Annotated in this window: 20 protein-coding genes; 17 read left to right on the plus strand and 3 right to left on the minus strand. The window is 68.7% G+C overall.

Translation table 11 applies throughout. The annotated features are described in order from the left end of the window. Window positions 1–71 precede the first annotated feature (71 nt). The 8 genes from A4R25_RS00240 (at window position 72) to A4R25_RS00275 (ending at window position 9,533) form a co-directional block, all read left to right on the plus strand. A complete protein-coding gene (locus tag A4R25_RS00240; protein ID WP_043329421.1) occupies window positions 72–1,790 on the plus strand; it encodes an urease subunit alpha in 1,719 nt (572 codons plus the stop codon). A 59-nt stretch (window positions 1,791–1,849) separates the two neighbouring features. Then, window positions 1,850–2,413 (plus strand): urease accessory protein UreE, encoded by a 564-nt coding sequence (gene ureE / locus A4R25_RS00245; protein WP_013475749.1) that lies wholly within the window; start codon window positions 1,850–1,852, stop codon window positions 2,411–2,413. 18 nt (window positions 2,414–2,431) lie between these two features. After that, the gene (locus A4R25_RS00250; protein ID WP_223201363.1) at window positions 2,432–3,109 is read left to right on the plus strand and encodes an urease accessory protein UreF; all 678 of its coding nucleotides are present in this window, start codon (window positions 2,432–2,434) and stop codon (window positions 3,107–3,109) included. Between the two features lie 29 nt (window positions 3,110–3,138). Next, window positions 3,139–3,768: an urease accessory protein UreG gene (ureG, locus tag A4R25_RS00255; protein ID WP_013287653.1), complete on the plus strand. Its 630-nt coding sequence runs from the start codon at window positions 3,139–3,141 to the stop codon at window positions 3,766–3,768. Then, entirely contained in the window at window positions 3,765–4,688 is a 924-nt protein-coding gene (locus A4R25_RS00260; RefSeq protein ID WP_064445194.1) for an urease accessory protein UreD, read from the plus strand. Before ureG ends, A4R25_RS00260 begins: the two co-directional genes overlap by 4 nt. An 18-nt stretch (window positions 4,689–4,706) precedes the next feature. Beyond that, entirely contained in the window at window positions 4,707–5,777 is a 1,071-nt protein-coding gene (gene yut, locus A4R25_RS00265) for an urea transporter (RefSeq protein WP_064445195.1), read from the plus strand. Next, window positions 5,755–7,395: an ammonium transporter gene (locus A4R25_RS00270; protein ID WP_064445196.1), complete on the plus strand. Its 1,641-nt coding sequence runs from the start codon at window positions 5,755–5,757 to the stop codon at window positions 7,393–7,395. Before yut ends, A4R25_RS00270 begins: the two co-directional genes overlap by 23 nt. A 1,109-nt stretch (window positions 7,396–8,504) precedes the next feature. Then, window positions 8,505–9,533 carry an NAD-dependent epimerase/dehydratase family protein gene (locus A4R25_RS00275; protein WP_231915391.1) on the plus strand — a complete coding sequence of 343 codons (1,029 nt, stop codon included), beginning with the start codon at window positions 8,505–8,507 and terminating at the stop codon, window positions 9,531–9,533. Here A4R25_RS00275 and A4R25_RS30400 read toward each other — a convergent pair. Then, window positions 9,513–10,784, minus strand: a complete 1,272-nt coding sequence (locus tag A4R25_RS30400) for a helix-turn-helix domain-containing protein (RefSeq protein ID WP_157538961.1) — start codon at window positions 10,782–10,784, stop codon at window positions 9,513–9,515. The genes A4R25_RS00275 and A4R25_RS30400 overlap by 21 nt on opposite strands. Window positions 10,785–11,011: 227 nt before the next feature. On the opposite strand from A4R25_RS30400, the gene A4R25_RS30985 reads away from it, so the two are divergent. The 9 genes from A4R25_RS30985 (at window position 11,012) to A4R25_RS00315 (ending at window position 16,324) form a co-directional block, all read left to right on the plus strand. Continuing rightward, entirely contained in the window at window positions 11,012–11,488 is a 477-nt protein-coding gene (locus A4R25_RS30985; RefSeq protein ID WP_157538963.1) for a hypothetical protein, read from the plus strand. Window positions 11,489–11,502: 14 nt separating this feature from the next. Continuing rightward, on the plus strand, window positions 11,503–12,297 hold the full coding sequence (locus A4R25_RS00280) for a hypothetical protein (protein ID WP_157538966.1): 795 nt from the start codon (window positions 11,503–11,505) through the stop codon (window positions 12,295–12,297). 366 nt (window positions 12,298–12,663) lie between these two features. After that, window positions 12,664–12,918, plus strand: a complete 255-nt coding sequence (locus tag A4R25_RS00285) for a hypothetical protein (RefSeq protein WP_043331086.1) — start codon at window positions 12,664–12,666, stop codon at window positions 12,916–12,918. Further along, on the plus strand, window positions 12,909–13,271 hold the full coding sequence (locus A4R25_RS00290; protein WP_231915392.1) for a hypothetical protein: 363 nt from the start codon (window positions 12,909–12,911) through the stop codon (window positions 13,269–13,271). Before A4R25_RS00285 ends, A4R25_RS00290 begins: the two co-directional genes overlap by 10 nt. Beyond that, window positions 13,268–14,341, plus strand: coding sequence for an FAD-binding oxidoreductase (locus A4R25_RS00295; RefSeq protein ID WP_231915394.1), 1,074 nt, complete (start codon window positions 13,268–13,270; stop codon window positions 14,339–14,341). Before A4R25_RS00290 ends, A4R25_RS00295 begins: the two co-directional genes overlap by 4 nt. Beyond that, window positions 14,341–14,667 carry a DivIVA domain-containing protein gene (locus A4R25_RS00300; protein WP_064445199.1) on the plus strand — a complete coding sequence of 109 codons (327 nt, stop codon included), beginning with the start codon at window positions 14,341–14,343 and terminating at the stop codon, window positions 14,665–14,667. Before A4R25_RS00295 ends, A4R25_RS00300 begins: the two co-directional genes overlap by 1 nt. 35 nt (window positions 14,668–14,702) lie before the next feature. Continuing rightward, window positions 14,703–15,053, plus strand: a complete 351-nt coding sequence (locus A4R25_RS00305) for a DUF2203 domain-containing protein (protein WP_018785307.1) — start codon at window positions 14,703–14,705, stop codon at window positions 15,051–15,053. A 166-nt stretch (window positions 15,054–15,219) separates the two neighbouring features. Then, entirely contained in the window at window positions 15,220–15,414 is a 195-nt protein-coding gene (locus A4R25_RS31360; protein ID WP_064445200.1) for a hypothetical protein, read from the plus strand. Between the two features lie 106 nt (window positions 15,415–15,520). Continuing rightward, window positions 15,521–16,324 (plus strand): SGNH/GDSL hydrolase family protein, encoded by an 804-nt coding sequence (locus tag A4R25_RS00315; RefSeq protein WP_043329427.1) that lies wholly within the window; start codon window positions 15,521–15,523, stop codon window positions 16,322–16,324. 64 nt (window positions 16,325–16,388) lie between these two features. Here A4R25_RS00315 and A4R25_RS00320 read toward each other — a convergent pair whose 3' ends face one another. Together A4R25_RS00320 and A4R25_RS00325 are read right to left on the minus strand one after the other, a co-directional pair. Further along, entirely contained in the window at window positions 16,389–16,748 is a 360-nt protein-coding gene (locus A4R25_RS00320; protein ID WP_064445201.1) for a hypothetical protein, read from the minus strand. After that, on the minus strand, window positions 16,732–18,345 hold the full coding sequence (locus A4R25_RS00325; protein WP_064445202.1) for a hypothetical protein: 1,614 nt from the start codon (window positions 18,343–18,345) through the stop codon (window positions 16,732–16,734). Before A4R25_RS00325 ends, A4R25_RS00320 begins: the two co-directional genes overlap by 17 nt. Window positions 18,346–18,752 lie beyond the last annotated feature (407 nt).

The following is an 18,752-nucleotide window of genomic DNA, read 5'->3' on the forward strand; positions in this document are numbered from 1 at the left end:
TCAGGACCAAGGCAAGGGCAAGGGCAAGTAGCCCGCCACTCTCAGACGCGCCAGAGCTGGAGCGATAACGCATGAGTCAGATCTCACGGCAGGAATACGCCGGAATGTACGGCCCGACCACGGGCGACCAGATCCGGCTGGGTGACACCGACCTCTACATCGAGATCGAGAAGGACCTGCGGGTCCTCGGTGACGAGGTGATGTACGGCGGTGGCAAGACCCTGCGCGACGGCATGGGCAGTGCCAGCCAGGCCACCAGCGCCGAGGGCGTGGTGGATCTGGTGATCACCAACGTGACAATCGTCGACGCGCTGCTCGGCGTGGTCAAGGCGGACGTGGGGATCAAGGACGGCAGGATCGCCGGGATCGGCAAGGCCGGCAACCCCAACATCATGGACGGGGTGACCCCGGGCCTGGTGACCGGACCGGGCACCGACGCGATCTCCGGTGAGCACCTGATCCTGACCGCCGGCGGCATCGACGCGCACGTCCACCTGGTCACTCCGCAGCAGGTGTACGCCGCGCTCAGCAACGGCGTCACCACCCTCTGGGGCGGCGGCACCGGGCCCAGCGACAGCACCAACGGCGTCACCATCACGCCCGGCCCGTGGAACATCCACAACATGATGCGGGCCTTCGAGAACCTGCCGATCAACATCGGCCTGCTGGGCAAGGGCAACAGCAGCGGCCGGGCGCCACTGGTCGAGCAGATCATGGCCGGGGTGCCCAGCTTCAAGATCCACGAGGACTGGGGCGCGCCGCCCGCGGTGATCCGGTCCTGCCTGGCCGTCGCCGACGAGTACGACGTCCAGATCAGCATCCACACCGACACGCTCAACGAGAGCGGCTACATCGAGGACAGCATCGCCGCCTTCGAGGGCCGGACCATCCACACGTTCCACACCGAGGGCGCGGGCGGCGGGCACGCGCCGGACATCATCAAGGTCGCCGGCCAGATGAACGTCCTGCCCGCGTCGACCACGCCCACAGTGCCGTACGGCATCAACAGCCAGTCCGAGCTGTACGACATGATCATGGTCTGCCACAACTTCAACCCGAAGGTGCCCTCGGACGTCGCCTTCGTGGAGAGCCGGATCCGCACCGAGACCATCGCCGCCGAGGACGTGCTCCTCGACGAGGGCGTCATCTCGATGATGCAGAGCGACTCGCAGGCCATGGGCCGGGTGGGGGAGACCTGGCTGCGCACCGTCCAGCTCGCCGGGCAGATGAAGAACGCCCGCGGCAAGCTGGCCGAGGACTCCGACGCCAACGACAACTTCCGCGTCCTGCGCTACGTCGCCAAGATGACCATCAACCCGGCGATCACCCAGGGCGTCTCGCACGTCATCGGCTCGGTCAGCCCGGGCAAGCTCGCCGACCTGGTGCTCTGGGAGCCCGCGTTCTTCGGCACGAAGCCGAAGATGGTGCTCAAGGGCGGCATGATCGCCTGGTCGATCATGGGCGACCCGAACGCCTCGCTGCCCACCCCGCAGCCGGTCTACTACCGGCCCATGTTCGGCGCCACCGGCTCCCAGCTCGCCAAGAACTGCGTGACGTTCGTGTCCCGGGCCGCCCACGAGTCCGGTGTGGCCGAACAGCTCGGCCTGCAACGGCAGGTCATGCCGGTCTACGGCTGCCGCAATCTGACCAAGCGCGACATGGTGCGCAACGACCGTACGCCGAAGCTCGAGGTCGACCCGGAGACCTTCGCCGTGAAGATGGACGGCGTGCACGCGACCGTGCCGGCGGCCAAGAACCTCCCCCTCAGCCAGCTCTACTTCTTCAGCTGACCCGGCGCGACGCCCGCCCCCGGCCGGGCCGGCGGCGGGGTCGCGTGAAAGGAGAACACATGCTCGTCGAAACGGTACTCGGCAACGTGAACGAGCCGGCCTGGACCGAGCGGCTCCGGGAGGCCAAGGTCGACGACCTGGTCCTCGACCAGTGGGACGCCCAGAAGAGCCGGCTGCGCCGGACCACGAGCCTCGGCACCGAGCTGGCGCTGTCCCTGGCCCGCGGCGTACGGCTGCGCGACGGCGACGTGCTCGCCTGGGACGACGCCACGGCGACCGCTGTGGTGGCCCGGATCGCGCTCGGCGAGGTGATGGTCGTGCACCTCGACACGCTGCACGGCGAGTCGCTGGACATGGTGATCCGTTCCGCCGTCGAACTCGGCCACGCGATCGGCAACCAGCACTGGCCGGCGGTGGTGAAGGGCACCAAGATGTACGTCCCGCTGACGGTGGACCGCAAGGTCATGGACTCGGTGATGCGGACACACGCGTTCACCGGCCTCACCCACGAGTTCATCCCCGGCACCGAGATCATCGCGTACCTGGCCCCGCACGAGTCGCGGCGGCTGTTCGGCGGGGCCGACTCGACCCCGCACACGCACCTGCCCGCCGACCTGAACTGAGGGGCCGGGGTGTCCACGGTGACCGAGGCCCTGAAGCTGCTCCAGTTCGGCGACTCGGTCTTCCCGGTCGGCGCGTTCTCCTTCTCCAACGGGCTGGAGACGGCGGTCGAGCAGGGCGCGGTGCACGACCGGACCACGTTGCAGGAGTTCGTGCGGACGGTCACCCGTGCCGCCGCCACCGGTGACGGGGTGGCGCTGCTCGTGGCGCACCGCGCCGCGCGTGCCGGTGACCTGGACCGGATCCGGGCGGCCGACGAGGCCGTACACCTGCGCAAGATCAACGAGGAGACGCGGACGATGACCGTCCGCATGGGGCGCAAGCTGGCCGAGGCCGCCGAACGGGTGGTGGGGGAGTCCCTGCTGCGCAAGCGCGTCGCGGAGAGCGGCGGCGGCGTCCCGGTCACCTACCCGGTCGCGCTCGGCGTGCTCTTCGCCGAACTCGGCGTGGGCGAGGCGGACGCGTTCGCCGCCCACCAGTACGGCGCGGCCTCCATGGTGCTCGGCGCGGCGGTCCGGCTGATGCGGGTGGACCACCTCGACACCCAGTCGATCCTCTTCGCGGTGAACGAGCGGGTCGGCGAGGACTACGAGGAGGTGCGCACCGCCGGGCTGGACGACATGCAGAGCTTCGCGCCGCACCTCGACGTGCTGGCCGGCGCGCACCAGCACGCACACGTACGCATGTTCATGAGCTGAGCGCTCACCCACCTGAAGGGCTTCATCAGATGAAATCAGCGAGTCGGATCGGCGTCGGCGGCCCGGTGGGCAGCGGCAAGACGGCCATCATCGAGGCCGTCGTGCCCCGCCTGGTCGAGCAGGGCCTGCGCATCCTGGTCATCACCAACGACGTGGTCACCACCGAGGACGCCAAGCACGTCCGCCGCGCCCTGACCGGCGTGCTGGTGGAGGAGCGCATCGTCGGCGTGGAGACCGGCGCCTGCCCGCACACCGCCGTCCGCGAGGACCCCAGCATGAACCTCGCGGCGGTGGAGGACATGGAGGCGCGGTTCCCGGACAGCGACGTCGTGCTCATCGAGAGCGGCGGGGACAACCTCACGCTCACGTTCAGCCCCGCGCTCGTCGACTACTTCATCTACGTGATCGACGTGGCGGCCGGCGACAAGATCCCGCGCAAGAACGGTCCGGGCATCTCCAAGTCCGACATCCTCGTGATCAACAAGACCGACCTGGCCCCGTACGTCGACGCCGACCTGGACGTGATGGCCCGCGACGCCGAGCTGATGCGCGGCGGCAAGCCGTTCGTGTTCACCAACTGCAAGACCGGCGAGGGCATCGACGACCTGGTGGACCTGGTCCGCCGCAACGCGCTGTTCGACGCCGAAGTGCTGGCATGACCACTCTGGACTCCGTCCGGGAACTCGCGCCGTACCAGGACCAGCCGGCGCAGCTGCCGGCCGCCGCGAACGGCAAGGTGGGCATCCTCCGGCTGGGGTTCGAGTGGCGCGAGGACCAGGACCGGACCATCCTGCGCGACGTCTTCCGGCAGTCGCCGCTGCTGGTGCAACGCGCGCTGTACTGGGACGAGGAGATGCCGGGCCTGCCCTGCGTCATGATCCTCACCACCTCCGGCGGCGTGCTCCAGGGCGACCGGCTGCGCATCGACGTCGACCTGGGGCCGGGCGCGCAGGCGCACCTGGTCACCCAGGCCGCCACCAAGATCCAGGAGATGGACGCCAACTACGGCACCCAGACCCAGAGCTTCACCCTGGCGCAGGATGCCTACCTGGAGTTCCTGCCCGAGCCGGTGATCCCGTTCCGGCGCAGCCGGTTCGTCTCCGACACCGTGGTCCGGCTCCCGGAGACCGCGACAATGCTGTACGCCGAGGTGCTCCAGCCCGGCCGCAAGTACTACCGCGACGGCGAGATCTTCGCGTACGACCTGTTCTCCACCACGCTGCGGGCGCACCGGCCCGACGGACGCCCGTTGTTCGTGGAGAAGTTCGTCATCACTCCCGGCCGGTTCCCGGTGACGCGGATCGGCATGATGGACCGCTTCCACGTCTTCGGCAACGTCGTGCTGCTCACCGACCCGGACCGGGCGGCCCGGGTCTTCGAGCGGACCGCGACGCCGGTGTGGGACGAGCAGACGCCGCTGGCCACCGCCGTCAGCCGACTGCCCAACGACGCCGGCCTGGTGTTCAAGGTGCTCGGGCAGGAGACCGAACCGGTCCGCGCCGCGGTACGCGCGTTCTGCACTGCCGCCCGCGAAGAGGTGACCGGCTGCACCTTCCCGCCGGTCTTCAGCTGGCGTTGAGGCGAGGAGAACAGCGGCATGGCCGACATCGGACGTGGCTGGCACCGGCTGGCCGACCGGAACCCGGCGGTCGGATTCGTCGACGCGAGCCTGCGCGGCGCCGCGCAGGTGGTGCTTCAGAACAATCCGCTCAGCGGCCTGCTCATCCTGATCGCGCTGGCCTGGGGCGCGTTCGAGAACGGAACGCCCCGGGTGTTCGGCGGCGGCGTGCTCGGCCTGGTCGTGGGCACCGCGACCGCGCTGGCGCTGCGGGTCGACATGTCCAGCTGGCGCAAGGGCCTGTTCGGCTTCAGCCCGCTGCTGACCGGCCTCGCGGTGCCCACGTTCCTCGACCAGCGCCCGCTGATGTGGCTCTACCTCGTGCTCGGCGCGATCGGCACGGTGGTGGTCACGCTCGCCCTCAACGCCGTGTTCAAACGCTGGAACCTGACCGCCTACACGTTCCCGTTCGTGCTCACGACCTGGTTCCTGCTGATGGCGGCGTACCAGTTCGACAGGTTCACGGTGCTCACCAAGCTGACCCCGAAGTTCCCCGGTGAGGGATCCCTGACCCGCGGCACGTTCGACTGGGGCCTCATCCCGGTCTTCTTCAAGGGCGTGTCCCAGGTCTACCTGATCGAGAGCTGGGTCACCGGCCTGCTCATCCTCGTCGCCCTGCTGATCAACTCCCGGTGGTCGGCGCTGTTCGCGGTGATCGGCGCCGTCGGCGCGACACTGCTGGCGCTCTGGTTCGGCGCCGACGGCGCGTCCCTGGACAAAGGGCTGTTCGCCTTCAACGCGGTGCTGACCGCGATCGTGGTGGGCGCTGTGGCGCACCGCCCCGGCGCACTGGTCACCGTCTACACGCTGTTCGGTATCGCGCTGACGCTGTTCGTGCAGATGGCGCTGACCACCATGCTCACCCCGCTCGGCATCCCGGTGCTCACCGGGCCGTTCAACATCGCCACCTGGCTGTTGCTGCTGCCGGACCGGCACTTCGCGCCGGTGCCCAACCACGAACGGGTCAGGGACACCGTGATGCACACCGTCCGCGACTCCGTCCACCTGCGAGAGAAGGAGGGAAACCGTGTCCGCTCCGAACGCGGGTGACACCGCCTGGGTGCTCGTCTGCGCCGGCCTGGTCCTGTTCATGACACCGGGGCTCGCCGCGTTCTACGGCGGCATGGTCCGCACCCGCAACGTCCTGGCGATGCTGCAACAGAACATGATCGCGCTGGGCGTGGTCAGCCTGACCTGGGTGCTCGTCGGCTACACCATCGCCTTCGGCGACGACGCCGGCAGCGGACTGTTCGGCAACCTGGAACTGTTCGGGCTCGCCGACCTCAAGGTGCCGCCCGCGCCCAACCTGCACGTGGTCGACGGCCGGATCACCATCCCGACGCTGGCGTTCGTACTGTTCCAGATGATGTTCGCGGTGATCACGCCGGCGCTCGTCACCGGCGCCACCGCGGGCAGGCTGCGTTTCGGCGGCTGGGTGCTGTTCCTCGCGGTCTGGTCGGTGGTGGTCTACGCGCCGATCGCGCACTGGCTCTGGCATCCCGGCGGATGGCTGGCGAAGTTCGGCACCCAGGACTGGGCCGGCGGGCTCGTCGTGCACGCCAGCGCCGGCGCCGCCGTCCTCGCCGTCCTGCTCGTCGTCGGCCGGCGCCGGGACTGGCCGCACACCGCCGCGCCACCCAACTCGATCCCGCTGACCATCGTCGGCGCCGGCATCCTCTGGTTCGGCTGGTTCGGCTTCAACGGCGGCGACGGCCTGCAGGCCAACGGCCTGGCCGCCCAGGCCGTCCTCAACACGCACCTGGCCGCCGCCGCGGCCATGCTCGTCTGGCTGGCGCTGGAGCGCGTCACCGACGGACACAGCACCGTCGTGGGCGCGGTCTCCGGCGCGGTCGCGGGCCTGGCCACTGTCACCCCGACCGCCGGGTACGTCAACGCGGCCTCGGCCGTCGCGATCGGCGCGCTGGCCGGCCTGGTCTGCCACTTCGCGCTGAAACTGAAGTACCTGCTGCGCCTCGACGACGCGCTCGACGTGCTCGCCGTGCACTTCGTCGGCGGCATGCTCGGCACGCTCCTGCTCGGCCTGTTCGGCAACCGCGGGGTCAACCCGCTCGGCGCGGACGGGCTGTTCCTCGGCGGCGGAGGCGGCCTGCTGTGGCGTCAGCTCGTCGGCGTGGTCAGCGTCGTGGCGTTCTCCTTCGTCCTGACCTGGCTGATCGCCGCCGGGGTGCAGGCGCTCATCGGCCTGCGCGTGCCGCCGGCCGACCAGGAACGCCTGGACCAGGCGCAGCAGGGCGCCGACGCGTACCACCTGGGCGGGGTCACCAGCCTGACCGCGCCGGGCGCGCCCCGCCGCCGTACCGCGGCGGCACCGGCCGGCGAACCAGCAGTGCCACCAGGCCAGCGGGTACGGCTGGTCACCGCGCTGCTGGAGCCGGACCCGGCGGCGAACAGCGCCGACCTGCGCGACGCGCTGCTGCGCGCGGGCGCGATCTCGGTGATCGTCAGCGACGCCGCCGTGGCGACGACGACACCGCAGGCGAGCCTGCTGCCGCGTGGTTACTGGCAGGACCAGCCGCTGTCGGCCCGGCTGCGCGTCACCGTGCTGGTGGGTGCGGACGGGGTGGGGGCGGTGCTGGACGAACTGGACCGGATGGGCGCGCGGCGAAGCGACACGTTCGTGCAGGAGGCGGAACGAATCTCGTCCTGACAACGCCACATGTCCCGCCATCGACGGGTCGGTGTCCGACCTGACGTCGGGCGGTGGGCCGCTTGCCTCTGGCTCGGACGAGCCTACCTCTCCCCACTTCGGTCACGGTGAAGGTTGCGAGTGCTTCGGGACTGCACGGTTGCAGCGTTGAGATGATTGAATCAGCGCCATGTATGTCCCCTTGACCCGCCTCCCCGACGAGGACGTGCCTCGGGATGAGTCATGAGTGCTGACCAGGCATCCCGTCATCGTGTAGCCGGAGCCGACTACCAAACGATGCGTAGCCTTCCCGAGCACACTGTGGATTGCTGGGTTAGCTCGGCTCTGCTCGCGTGGGACTCAGAGGTGCTGCTATGGGCGCCGACTCAACGCGGGTCGGACAACTGGGATATGGCGTTTCGAGAGTTGGGCGGCGGAAAGTGTCTAATATTCGAAAACAAGGGTACCGTTGGTGGGTATGCAGACCCATTTAGGCACGTTGTTCAGATAGACATACCTCAGCTCATCAGGTACCTTCGAGTGCCGTCTGCCCCGGTGTATTACGTCATGCCGGCCCCGCCGTGGAGAAGTAGCATTTCTTCAGCACAAATCGATCCGAGTGCGCCTGTTCCGATGCCCGCCCTATGTCGCACGGGATCTCACTGCGACAGGTCGGACCACCCGCCCCACGGTCCATTTGAGACTTGGGCCTACGTGATCGAAGCCATGGACTTGCTGCACCTTGTGTGGTCCAGAATCCGCCGTTGGCCGCTGCAGCAAAAGGTAGACGTGCCTTGCCGCGATTTCCGCTCTGCGCCCCGAGTTGTGGATCTTCGAACATTCCTCACGGATCTGCGCGCCTGTCGACGAGGCGGACCTCGCTACGGCGATGCAAAAGAAGCCCGGCGATCCTGGGAACTGCTGCACAGGCAGCGAATTGGTGTGGTAGCGGATTTCGCTGGTGGCTGGGGTGATGAACGGGAAGCGTCCATCAGTGGGCGAGTACTTATGGCGTTCGTGCCAGTTCCAGAACGTGGCTAGGTGCTGAAGTGACTGGTCTCACTGCGAACATCCGAGACGCCCGATCACCAAGAGGGTCGGCGAATGGCAGGCGCGACGGTGCCAGACGCTTGCTGGTGCTCGGGGGAACCTGGTTTGTTGGGCATGCCATCGTCGCCACAGCGCTGCGGGCGGGGTGGGATGTAACGGTCTTCAACCGCGGCATTTCGCCTTCTGAACCGAGTGGTGTGCGACTGGTCCGAGGTGACCGGACGCGCACAGGTGATGTGGCAGCTCTGGTCGCCTCCGGCCCCTGGGATGCCGTTGTAGACACCTCCGGTTACGTACCGGCCAACGTGCTGGCTATTGCGGGTGCCCTCGCCCCCGTCGCAACCCGCTACGTCTTCATGTCCACGGTTAGCGTCTATCGGAACTGGCCGGTGAAGCCGCTCAGCGAGGGCTCCGAGGTCCTGCAGTGCCCACCTGATGCTGGACCCGACTACGGCGCCGACACTGAGGACGGACCAACGCGGTATGGCTACCAGAAGTCCGGTTGTGAAGCGGCGGTGATGGCCACATTCGGTGAGGAGAGGGCAATTCTTCTACGCCCGGGGGTGATATTCGGTCCTCGCGAATATGTCGGTCGGCTTCCCTGGTGGCTGCGCCGAGTAGCAGCCGGGGGAGAGGTTCTGGCACCCGGCTCGCCCGACCGAACGATTCAGCCGATCGATGTGCGCGACGTCGCGTCCTTTGCGCTACTTGCGACAGACAAGAACCTGGCCGGCGCATATAACGTATGTCGCCCCGTTGGAAGCGCCACCTTCGGCGATCTGCTGCACGCCTGCGCCGCCGTGATCGGAGAGACTCCGCTCTTTACCTGGGTTCCTGATGACGTGCTCGTGCAGCACGGAGTGCGGCAGTGGTCGGAGCTGCCGCTGTGGCGCACATTCGAGGGAGTGTGGCAGGTCGACTCGACCAAGGCGCAGAGAGCCGGGCTGCGCTGGCGGCCGTTTCATGAAACGGCCGCCGACACCTGGCAGTGGCTCAAGTCCACCCGAGCGGCCCTGGCCAATGAGCGGGCAGCCGAAATCGGACTGAGTCCGGAGAAGGAGGCTCGTGTGCTGGCCGCCTGGCACAGGTCAATTGAGCAGCACAGGTGACTTGTTGGTCAGCCAACCCGAGACTGCCTCTGCGAGCTGCCGTGCCTCATGGTCGTGCGTCCAAGGCGATCCACCCAGCACATGCCGAACTCTCGTCATTCGGCCCGTCAGCGAGGTGTTCCTCTTCTCGGGAGGAAGGGTCAGGACGTCACCCAAGGCATGGACGGCAGCGTCCCGGTCACTCATGCCCAGGTAAGCAGCCGCCAGGTCGATCTTTATGCCGTTTATCTGTGAGTATGGCCGCCGGGCTGGTGGCAACTGGGTGTAAGCGTCGACCGCCTCCTGCGCGCACTTGGCTGCCTCTTCGCCGTCGCCGAGGTCCAGCCATGCTGCGGCTGCGCATGCTGCGGCCCTCGCTGGCCCGAAGGCAAACTCGCCTCCGAACGACGAGCTGAGATCATCTGGGCGTTTGGTCGCAAGATCCCGGTCCCGGTAGGCAGCTCGCAGAGCCTGCTTGAGGGAGGGCGAGTTGCCAAGTAGTGCGTAGGACCGTGAAGCGATGTGACGGAGCCTCAGCCTCGGCTCGCCGGCGGGCGCGACCGACATCGCCTTGGCGAAGTACGCCAGCGCGGCGTCCGGCTCATTTCGCCAGTTGGCGAGCGTCATCTGGAGACCCAACGTCCACGCTACCAGCGATGCATGACCGGCTAGATCGGCGTACTGATTGGCGGCTCGGGCGAGCGCTGCCGATTCGTTCCAATAACCGAGGTCGAAGGCAGTCGATGCCATCAGAGCGGTTCCCTGGCCAAGGACCACATAGAGGTCGGCGAGGTCATGCGGTCGCCGAGCCCGCTCAGCCAGCGTTCGGGCCTCCGCGCAGAGCCGTCGGACGGAGGTGAAGACGTCAAATGCTGCCATATTGGCGGTCCGAGCCAGGACTGCCATGTCGTGCTGTAGGGATTGGATGCGGTCGCGTGACATTGGTGCGGTGACCAGCAGAGGGTCGTTGGTGAGAGTATCCGCCGCTCGACCAATCGAATCGACGGTCGTGTCGGCACAACGATCCGAGCCTGGATCATCCAAGGGATGCCGGTTGCCCTGCTGGGTATCGGTCAGCAGCTCGTTCAACTGCTGAGGTGTGACCTGAAGCGCCTCCGCAAGTCCGGGCCGGACCCAGGGTTGCGGCGTCGACTCGGCCCGCTCCCATCGGATGACGGTGGTGCGGTCGACGCCGAGCTTTTCTGCGAGACCTTCTTGCGTTTGGCCGACCATTCTCCGCTGCTGAGCGAGGCGCTCGCGCTTCAAGGTCATGGCGGCACCCTTCGTTATGGATCGTCATCAGCCACGCGTAACAAATACTCGGGCGGGTCAGCTTTGCGCAACCCCTCGGGCCTGACGCGTCGACGCTGCATCTTCGTCTGCGACCACCGGCCCGCAATGTCGGAGGGTCGCCTCACCCGCTCGTCAGATTCCACTGTGTCCTACCCGCGGTGTACCGTCTGCAGGATCCTGCTCAGGTGGAGTGAACGGGGGCGATCGTGAGTCGTCAGATGTCGCACCTGATGACGCCTGCCAACCTCGGTGCCCTGCTGTCCCCCCTGGCGGAAGCGGTGACAGTCGGCGGTGTCACCTGGACCACCAAAAATAGTGTGGTGAGAGAGGGCGTCGTTCGGGTCAACACTGTCATCTCAGCGCTTAGCCCTTGCCGGCTACGGATGACGGTCAATCGGATGAAGCCGAGCGAACCCGCACTTCAGTACCTGGCGGGTGATGGCCGCACGGGCTTCTCCGCGCGTCGGCTTTGCCTAAATACCCCACACTCTCCTTTTCCGGGCACCCACAAGCATCGGGTTGAGCCCGGCGGCGGCGATGAGAGGGCGTACGAGCCAGACGACATTCCCCCCGTGCCGCTCCAGCCGAGGGTCGCTCCCGGGACCTATCGTGCGATCCTGGAAGCGTTCGCAGCGGAGTGCTTCATCATGATCGGGGACGACTTCGCCTGGATAGAGCCGTGATGAGGAGGGCGATCATGGACGCCGCGACTGCTATCGGTGCCGTCCTCCGCACCGTCAACGACCACACGGTGGTGCACCCGTACGGGGACGGCCTGCTGGTCGATCTTCCGCTGACCTATGGCGATGGTGACGGTGTGCGGGTCCTGGTTGAGCCTATGGGCTCAGGGTATCGGGTTACTGACCGCGCAACTGCCGCAACCCTTCTCGCGATGGCGGGGGTGAACCTTTCCGCTGGCCGGGCTGCAGAAGCGCTTGGCGAGATCATGCGTAACGCGGGCCTTAATGGTGTCAATGCCGAGCCAGGAGAAATTGCTACCTTCGGCGAACCTGACGACCTCGGCGGGCTGATCCTCGGCGTGGCGCAGGCGTCACTGCGCGCCGATCAGCTTCGTTGGCTCGCGCCTCGGCAGGCAGGAATGAGATTCGTTGACCGCGTCACCGACAGGGTCACTGTCTGGGCGGGCCGTAGTCGTAAGCTGCAGCGCGATGCTCCTATCCCCCTGCAGTCGGGGCGCAGCCGTCCTGTTACGTTGCGGGTAGCCAATGATGGCACGGCTGCATATGTGCAAGCAGTAAGCCTCCGTGATCCCGACCAAGCTGCCGAGCATTGCTACCACATCTTCGGCCTGTCGAAGATCCCCAGGGAAAACCGGGTGGCGGCTCTGGATGGGTCGGAGCGTGATTGGTCGAAAGCGATCGTCGCTGAACTGCGAACGGTCAGCGATGTCGAGTTCTTTGACGAACCGTTCAGCCTTGAGCGTCAGCTTGAGAAGGTGATCCCGCCCCCGCAGCCAGCGCTCTCGGCATGACGCCTTGGCAGGCTCTTGCCTGAACAGGGGCGGCAAGTCGCTCCATTGTTGATCATGTTCGATGATCACTCCGGCGGGGTCGCGAGTTGGCATCTCGAAAGCGGCAGTAGTCGATCAGTTCAGCCTCGACGCCAGACTTCGACGGACTAACTCCAGTCGCAGTGCGCACTTTGCTCGATCTTGATCGTGATGCAGCACCTACGCGACTGTTCCGCCATGTTGCTGCTCTGTGACGGGCATGCCTTCACTACGAGGGTGGACGCATGGCCCGGGGCGGGTGCTGGGCTCCGGCGGGGCGTCACCCGAGCGCGTCCGTCGTCCCCGCCCGCCCCGGTGCCGCTCCGACTCTCGACGGAAGGGCTCTTCATGGCGGCGGTGCTGGACGACTTCCCGGTGTTCACCCCGGTCAGCGACGAGGACGTGGCGTTGGCCGTACGCGCGGTGGCGGTGCATGTGCCGGAGCGGTGGCCGGCGGGTCCACTGTGCCGCAGTGAGCGGGTCCCGCATCCGTGCCGGCTGGCCCGCTGGGGCCGCAGCACATTGCAGGCGGCCGGGCTCACCGAGGAGCGCGTAGACGAGTTGGTCGCCGCCGGCGACCCGGGCGCCTGGCCGTGGGCGTGACCGGGCTCGGGGCGTACCCGACGGAGAGCTGGCCCGGGTCGGCGGCGGTGCGTGAGGCGGTGGCCCGGTGGCTGCGGCTGGTGGCGGCGGACGCGGAGCTGGCGCCGTACCTCGTCGGGGTTGATCGGGCCCGGCTCGCCGGACACCTGGCGCTCACCCTCACGGTGGCGCTCGGCGGACCGGCGGGCGACATCGCCCGGCCGGCGGCCGAGGCATGGCGCGGCCTGGGCCTGACCGAGGCGCAGCACCGCCGCGTGGTCGACTACCTGGCCGGGGTGCTCTGGGCGCTCGACGTGCCGGCAGGCTCGGTGACAGCGGCCCGGCGGGCCTTCTCGGACGAGGCCGGCTCGTGACCGCCGCCCTCGCTGCGTCGTGGTCCGTCACCATGCGGTACGCCCGCGAGGCAGCCGACCACTTCTGGTGCGCGGTCGAGGAGCGCTGCCCCGGGACGCTGCCGGAGCGGGAGGCGGCGGTGTTCCTCGCCGCATTCGGACGGCTGGTCAGCGGTGGCGACGACCCGGCCGGGCGGGCGGCGTTGTTGACCGTGCTCGGCCGGGCCTGTCGCCGCTACCGGCTGCTGCCGCACCAGCTCACCGTCGAGGCCGCGCTCGTCGCGACGGTGTCCCGGCAGGCGAGGTTGACACCGGAACTGGTGGCGGCCTGGGCAGGGGCCGCCCGGCGGGCCACGGCGGCGGTGAGCCGTGCGGTCGAGCAGGCCGACGACGGCCCGCCCTGGTGGCCGGCGCAGGTCGTCGACCACGACCGGGCCGCCGACGGCATCGCCGTGGTGACCGTGCGCCCCTGGCGCCGCCTGACGTTCCGGCCCGGCCAGGCGCTGCCCGTCTGCGCCGAGCGCCGGCCCGGCCGGTGGCGCTGGTACTCGCCGGCCAACGCTCCGCGCGCCGACGGCACCATCGAACTCCACGTCCGTGCCGTCGCCGCCGTCTCCCGCACGCTCGTGCACCGGGTACGCCCCGGTGACCGGATCTGGCTCGGCCCGCCCCGGTCGACCGGCCTGACCCTCGACCCGGCGTCGAAGGCGGACCTGCTGCTCGTCGCCGGGGGGACCGGGCTGGCGCCGCTGCGCGCCCTGGTCGAGCAGGTCGCCGCCGCGCCGGCCGGTCGCCGGGTCACAGTGGTGGTCGGCGCCCGTACCCTCGCCGACCTCTACGACCCGATCAGCCTCGACAAGCTTCAGAGCAGCAACGACTGGCTGACCGTCGTGCCCGCGTTCTCGCACGATCCGGTGGCGGAGGCGGGAGAGCAGGGTGATGCGCTCACCGTCGCGCTCGACCACTGGCGACCCGGCCAGGAGGTCTACCTGTGCGGGCCACCGTTGATGGTGGCCGGGTCGCGGCTGCGCTTGCTCGCCGGTGGGGTGCCGGCCGAGCGGATCCACCTGCCGGACGGGTTCGGCGTCTGATGGGCGTCTATCACAGCCGCAACGCGCTGGCCGGCCCGCTCACCGCGGACCGGCTCAGCGCCGTCGAGCTGCCCCGCACGTCACTGGGGCGGCGCGGTTACCGGACCGACGACGTCGACGCGCTGTTGCACCGGCTCGTCTACGAACTGGGGGAGCGGATCCGGCTGCTCGACGACGCCCGGGACGAGAACGACCGCATCAAGCGGGCCCTGCGCGCCTGGCAGGCCGAGGTGCGGGAGGCTGCCGGTGTCGTCTGGTCTCCCGCGGCCATTCCAGGCGCACCGTCTCGTCCCGGCCCCGACGGTCGACGTGCGGGTGAGCGGTGACCCGGACGACACCGGTCGTGCCGCATACTGGCCCGGTGTTCACTCTCGCCCAGGCGCGACACCTGGTGGCCACGCTGCGGCCGCGCGTCGACGAGCTGATCCGGCTGCGGGCCGACCTGGCCGAGCTGCGTGTCGATCTGGCCGACCACGGCGTCAGCGCGCTCGGCGGGCTCGCCGAGGTGAAGGCCCTGGAGGCGCGGCTGCACGTGGTGGTGGACGAGTTCCACCAGCACGACATCGCGGTCAAGGGGATCGCCCCGGTGCTGCTCGACTTCCCCGGTGAGCGCGACGGCCGGGCGGTGCTGTGGTGCTGGCTGGAGGGGGACACCGACATCCGGTGGTACCACCGGGTCGAGTGCGGATTCGCCGGCCGCCGTCCGGTCTGAGCCGGCCTGTGGGTGACGCGCGCCGGGCGGTGCCGTCCGACGCCGACGAGCTGGTGCGGCTGCGCGGGCTGATGCTCGCCGGAATGAGCGGCGCGCCGACGCCGCCGGGCCGCTGGCAGGACGTGGCCCGGGACAATCTGCGCGCCTGGCTGGCCGAGCCGGACCCGTGGCTGGCCGCAGCGCACTGCTGGCCTGGTTCCGGGACCGGGGCGTGCGCCGGGTCGACCTGCGGGCCTCGGCGGCCGGTCGGCCGCTCTACCGTGCCCTGGGTTTCCGGGAGACCGCCGACCCGGCGATGCGCCTGACGTTCCCGGCGGAACAATCCTTCATCCCGCTCCGCGAGACCGGCAACGATTTGTAGGCGTAAGTCGCTATGCGCGCTGAACCGCAAATCGGTGATCTTCCATGCGCTGTGATCTTATTGATATCTATCTCTCACCACCACTTCACGCCCCCAGGAGTGCGACGTGCGGAGATCCCGTCTTGCCACCCTCGCCCTGACCCTGGCCGCCTCGGTCGGGGTCACTCTGTCTCTGGCCGCCCCCGCCCAGGCGGCCCCGTCCGACCGCTACGTCGCGCTCGGCGACTCGTACGCCTCCGGCGTCGGCGCCGACAGCTACACGTCCGAGAGCGGTAACTGTCTACGCAGCACGAACGCCTACCCGGCGCTCTACAACGCCAACATCAAGCCGGCGTCGTACCGATCGGTGGCCTGCTCCGGCGCCACCACGGCCGACGTCATCAACAGCCAGCTCTCCGCGCTCTCCTCGACCACCACGCTGGTCAGCGTCACCGTGGGCGGCAACGACGTGGGCTTCGCCAACATCATGAGCACCTGTGTGCTCCAGGGGGAGACCCAGTGCGTGGCGGCAGTGCAGTCCGCCATGAACGTGGCCCGCACCTCGATGCCGGGCCGGCTCGCCAACGTCTACAACGGCATCAAGAGCCGCTCGCCCTCGGCCCGCGTCGTGGTGGTCGGCTACCCGGTCTTCTACCAGCTCGGCACGACCTGTGTCGGGCTCAGCGCCACGTCCCGGGCGAAGATCAACGAGGGCATCAACCTGCTCGACGACATCACCCGTACGGCCGCCGTCTCGGCCGGCTTCAAATTCGCCGACGTCCGCTCCATCTTCGTCGGCCACCAGCTGTGCAGCGGCGGGACCAAGTGGCTGCACGCGCTCAACGTGCTGAGCCTGAGCAAGTCGTACCACCCGACGGCGGCCGGGCAGTCCGGCGGCTACTACCCGGTCTTCCGCTCCGCCGCCGGCTGACCCCGGCCCGACCGCCCGCGCCCCGGCCCCACGTGGAGCCGGGGCGCGGCCGTCGCCGGAGCGGTTAGCGCACGAACTGGTTGATCAACTGGCTCAGGCCCCAGGCGCCCCCGGCGATGCCGCCCACCGCGCTGAGCCGGTTGACCAGCCGGTCCACCTTGGCCATCACCCGCTTACGGTCCGGCCGCTCCTGCTGGATCAGGTCCGCTATGTCGTCGACCTCCTCCAGCGCCAGCTCCGGTTCGACCAGCTGTGACCGGTTCTCCTCGATCCATTGCCGGGTCGTCCGCAACTGCTCCAGGATCTCCCGCAGTGACGCCTCGCCCATGTGGTTGATCTGAGCGGCCATGGCGTTCGGCCCGGCCGCCACCGGTCCGCTGGACGAGCCCTGGATCACCACACCGTGGTTACCGTCGTGCGTCACCGCTCTTCTCCTTTCGCTTGCCGCCACCGTCGTTCAGCAGCGCCGTGGCTCCGGGGCCGGCGGCTGCGGGCCCGTGGTTGTCGCCGCGGATGAAGACGCCGTGGTTGTTGAAGACGTTCATCCGGGTCTCGTACTCGGAGGTGTCGATGCCCTGGTCGGCGAGGTAGCCGAGGACCGCCTCACTGACCCGCCGCTCCATCAACTTGCTGTACTTCTCCGCGTCCAGCCGTTGCAGGTATGTCACCGGACGGCCGGCGGAGGCGAGCTGCCGGACCTCGGCGCGGGCGCCGAAGTCGTACCGGGGGAGGCGTTCGGTCTCCCGATCCGCCCGGGTCATCCGGCGGTTGGCGCCGACGGCGCGAACGACGGTGCGCACCAGCCGCGCCGGGGCGATCAGCACTGTGGCACCGAACAGTCGCAGAGCCTCGCGAACCGGCTCCTGCCAGTTGTCGTCACCCGCGACGTGCTGGTCCAGGTCGAGGAACTTGTCCCGGATCGGACCGAGGACCGTGGAGACGCTCTCCATGTAGAGCATTCCGCCCTCGACGGCGACGTGTGTGAAGGTCGAGACCACGATGTTCTGGTACTCGGCCGGCATGATGACGTCCCCGGCGGCGCCGGTCGCCGCACGGGTGTCGGCGCCGACGCTGGCCCGCAGGAAGTGGCGGACGCTCGGCTGAGGCGCGCGGATGATCGCCTCGACGGCTCGGGGCGAGGCGTGGGAGAAGGGCTGCCGGAGCCCGGCATCGATGAGCGGATAGTTCCGCCACTGGGCGCCCGAGGCCACGATCTGGTCCCGCAGCACCAGGCCGGTCATGCGCTCGTCCGCCGGCAACTCCGCCGAGGCGAGCGCGGCTAGGCGTCGTTTGACGTGCCGGTTCAGCGCCACCGGGTCCACCGCGACCGGGCCGGTGGCGGTCGGCCGGTGCTCGTCGGGCCCCCGGTCCCGCTTCAGCTCCATCGCCACGGACCAGGCGCGGACCACGTGGCCGCCGCCGAGGAAGGGGTCGTAACCCGAATGCAGTACGACATTGCCGTGCTGCGCGGCCGCGACGCTCTTGATCCGGCTCAGGATCGCCGGGTTGGTCACCTCGGGCGGCTCGTGCCGTCCGCCGGGTGCCAGGTCACGAGTGAAGATCCGCACGACGGTCGCGCGGGTGAGGGCGATGACGGCGAGGGTGAGCAGACCGAGCCCGATCAGCCACCAGAGCACGGGCCAGTACGACATCGTGAGCTCCGGCGGCGCCGACGGGCCGGGCGGCTCCTCGCTCGACAGGCCGAGCAGGGCCAGCAGCGGTGCGCCGAGCAGCCACACCAGCGCGACCAGTGCGACGCCGCCGAGCACGAGACGCGCCGTCGGCCAGTCCGCCTGTTCGGCCGGCGGGCTGAGAAGGTTCGCCAGGAACGCGACGCCGATCAGCAGGACTGTGGACCAGGTCGCCACGAAGATGCCGAGCAGCAGGATCGCCGAGATGAGCGCGTTCTGGAGAAGCCAGAGGTGCCGGGCGTGGTAGCAGTGACGCAGGATCGGCTCCAGGTCGTACCCGACGGTCGGCACCACGGCCCGATGGCCGTCGTCGACCAATTCGGTGATCACGCCGTCGGCGAATCGTTCACTGCGGTACGCCGCTCCGCACAAATAGCGGGTGGTCGGCGACATTGTCGCCCGCTGTCGCTCCCGTGGCGGATTATGCGTGAAGAACGACGTCATTTCTGTCGGGTTCCTGTCACCGTCGACCGTGCTCGTCATGTGACCACCAATCGATGACGATGTGCCGGGGTCAGCCACGTTATGAGTTCACGCCCGCCGCCGGAAACCGGCCATAGGTACCGCTCGCGGGGATCGACGGTCTGGTCCACTCGTACGGCCGGACGGAGTTGCGACCGAACAGGACACAGTCGAGCCGCCGGCACGATTCGGTGTTGCGCGACGACAACCGTTTCCGATTCACTCGGACGAATTCTTTCTCCCGAGTGCGTGGGGAGTCGCCGATGTCTGTTCGA

Source organism: Micromonospora sp. NBRC 110037, from assembly GCF_001652995.1.
In the GTDB taxonomy this organism is placed as follows: Bacteria; Actinomycetota; Actinomycetes; order Mycobacteriales; family Micromonosporaceae; genus Micromonospora; species Micromonospora chalcea.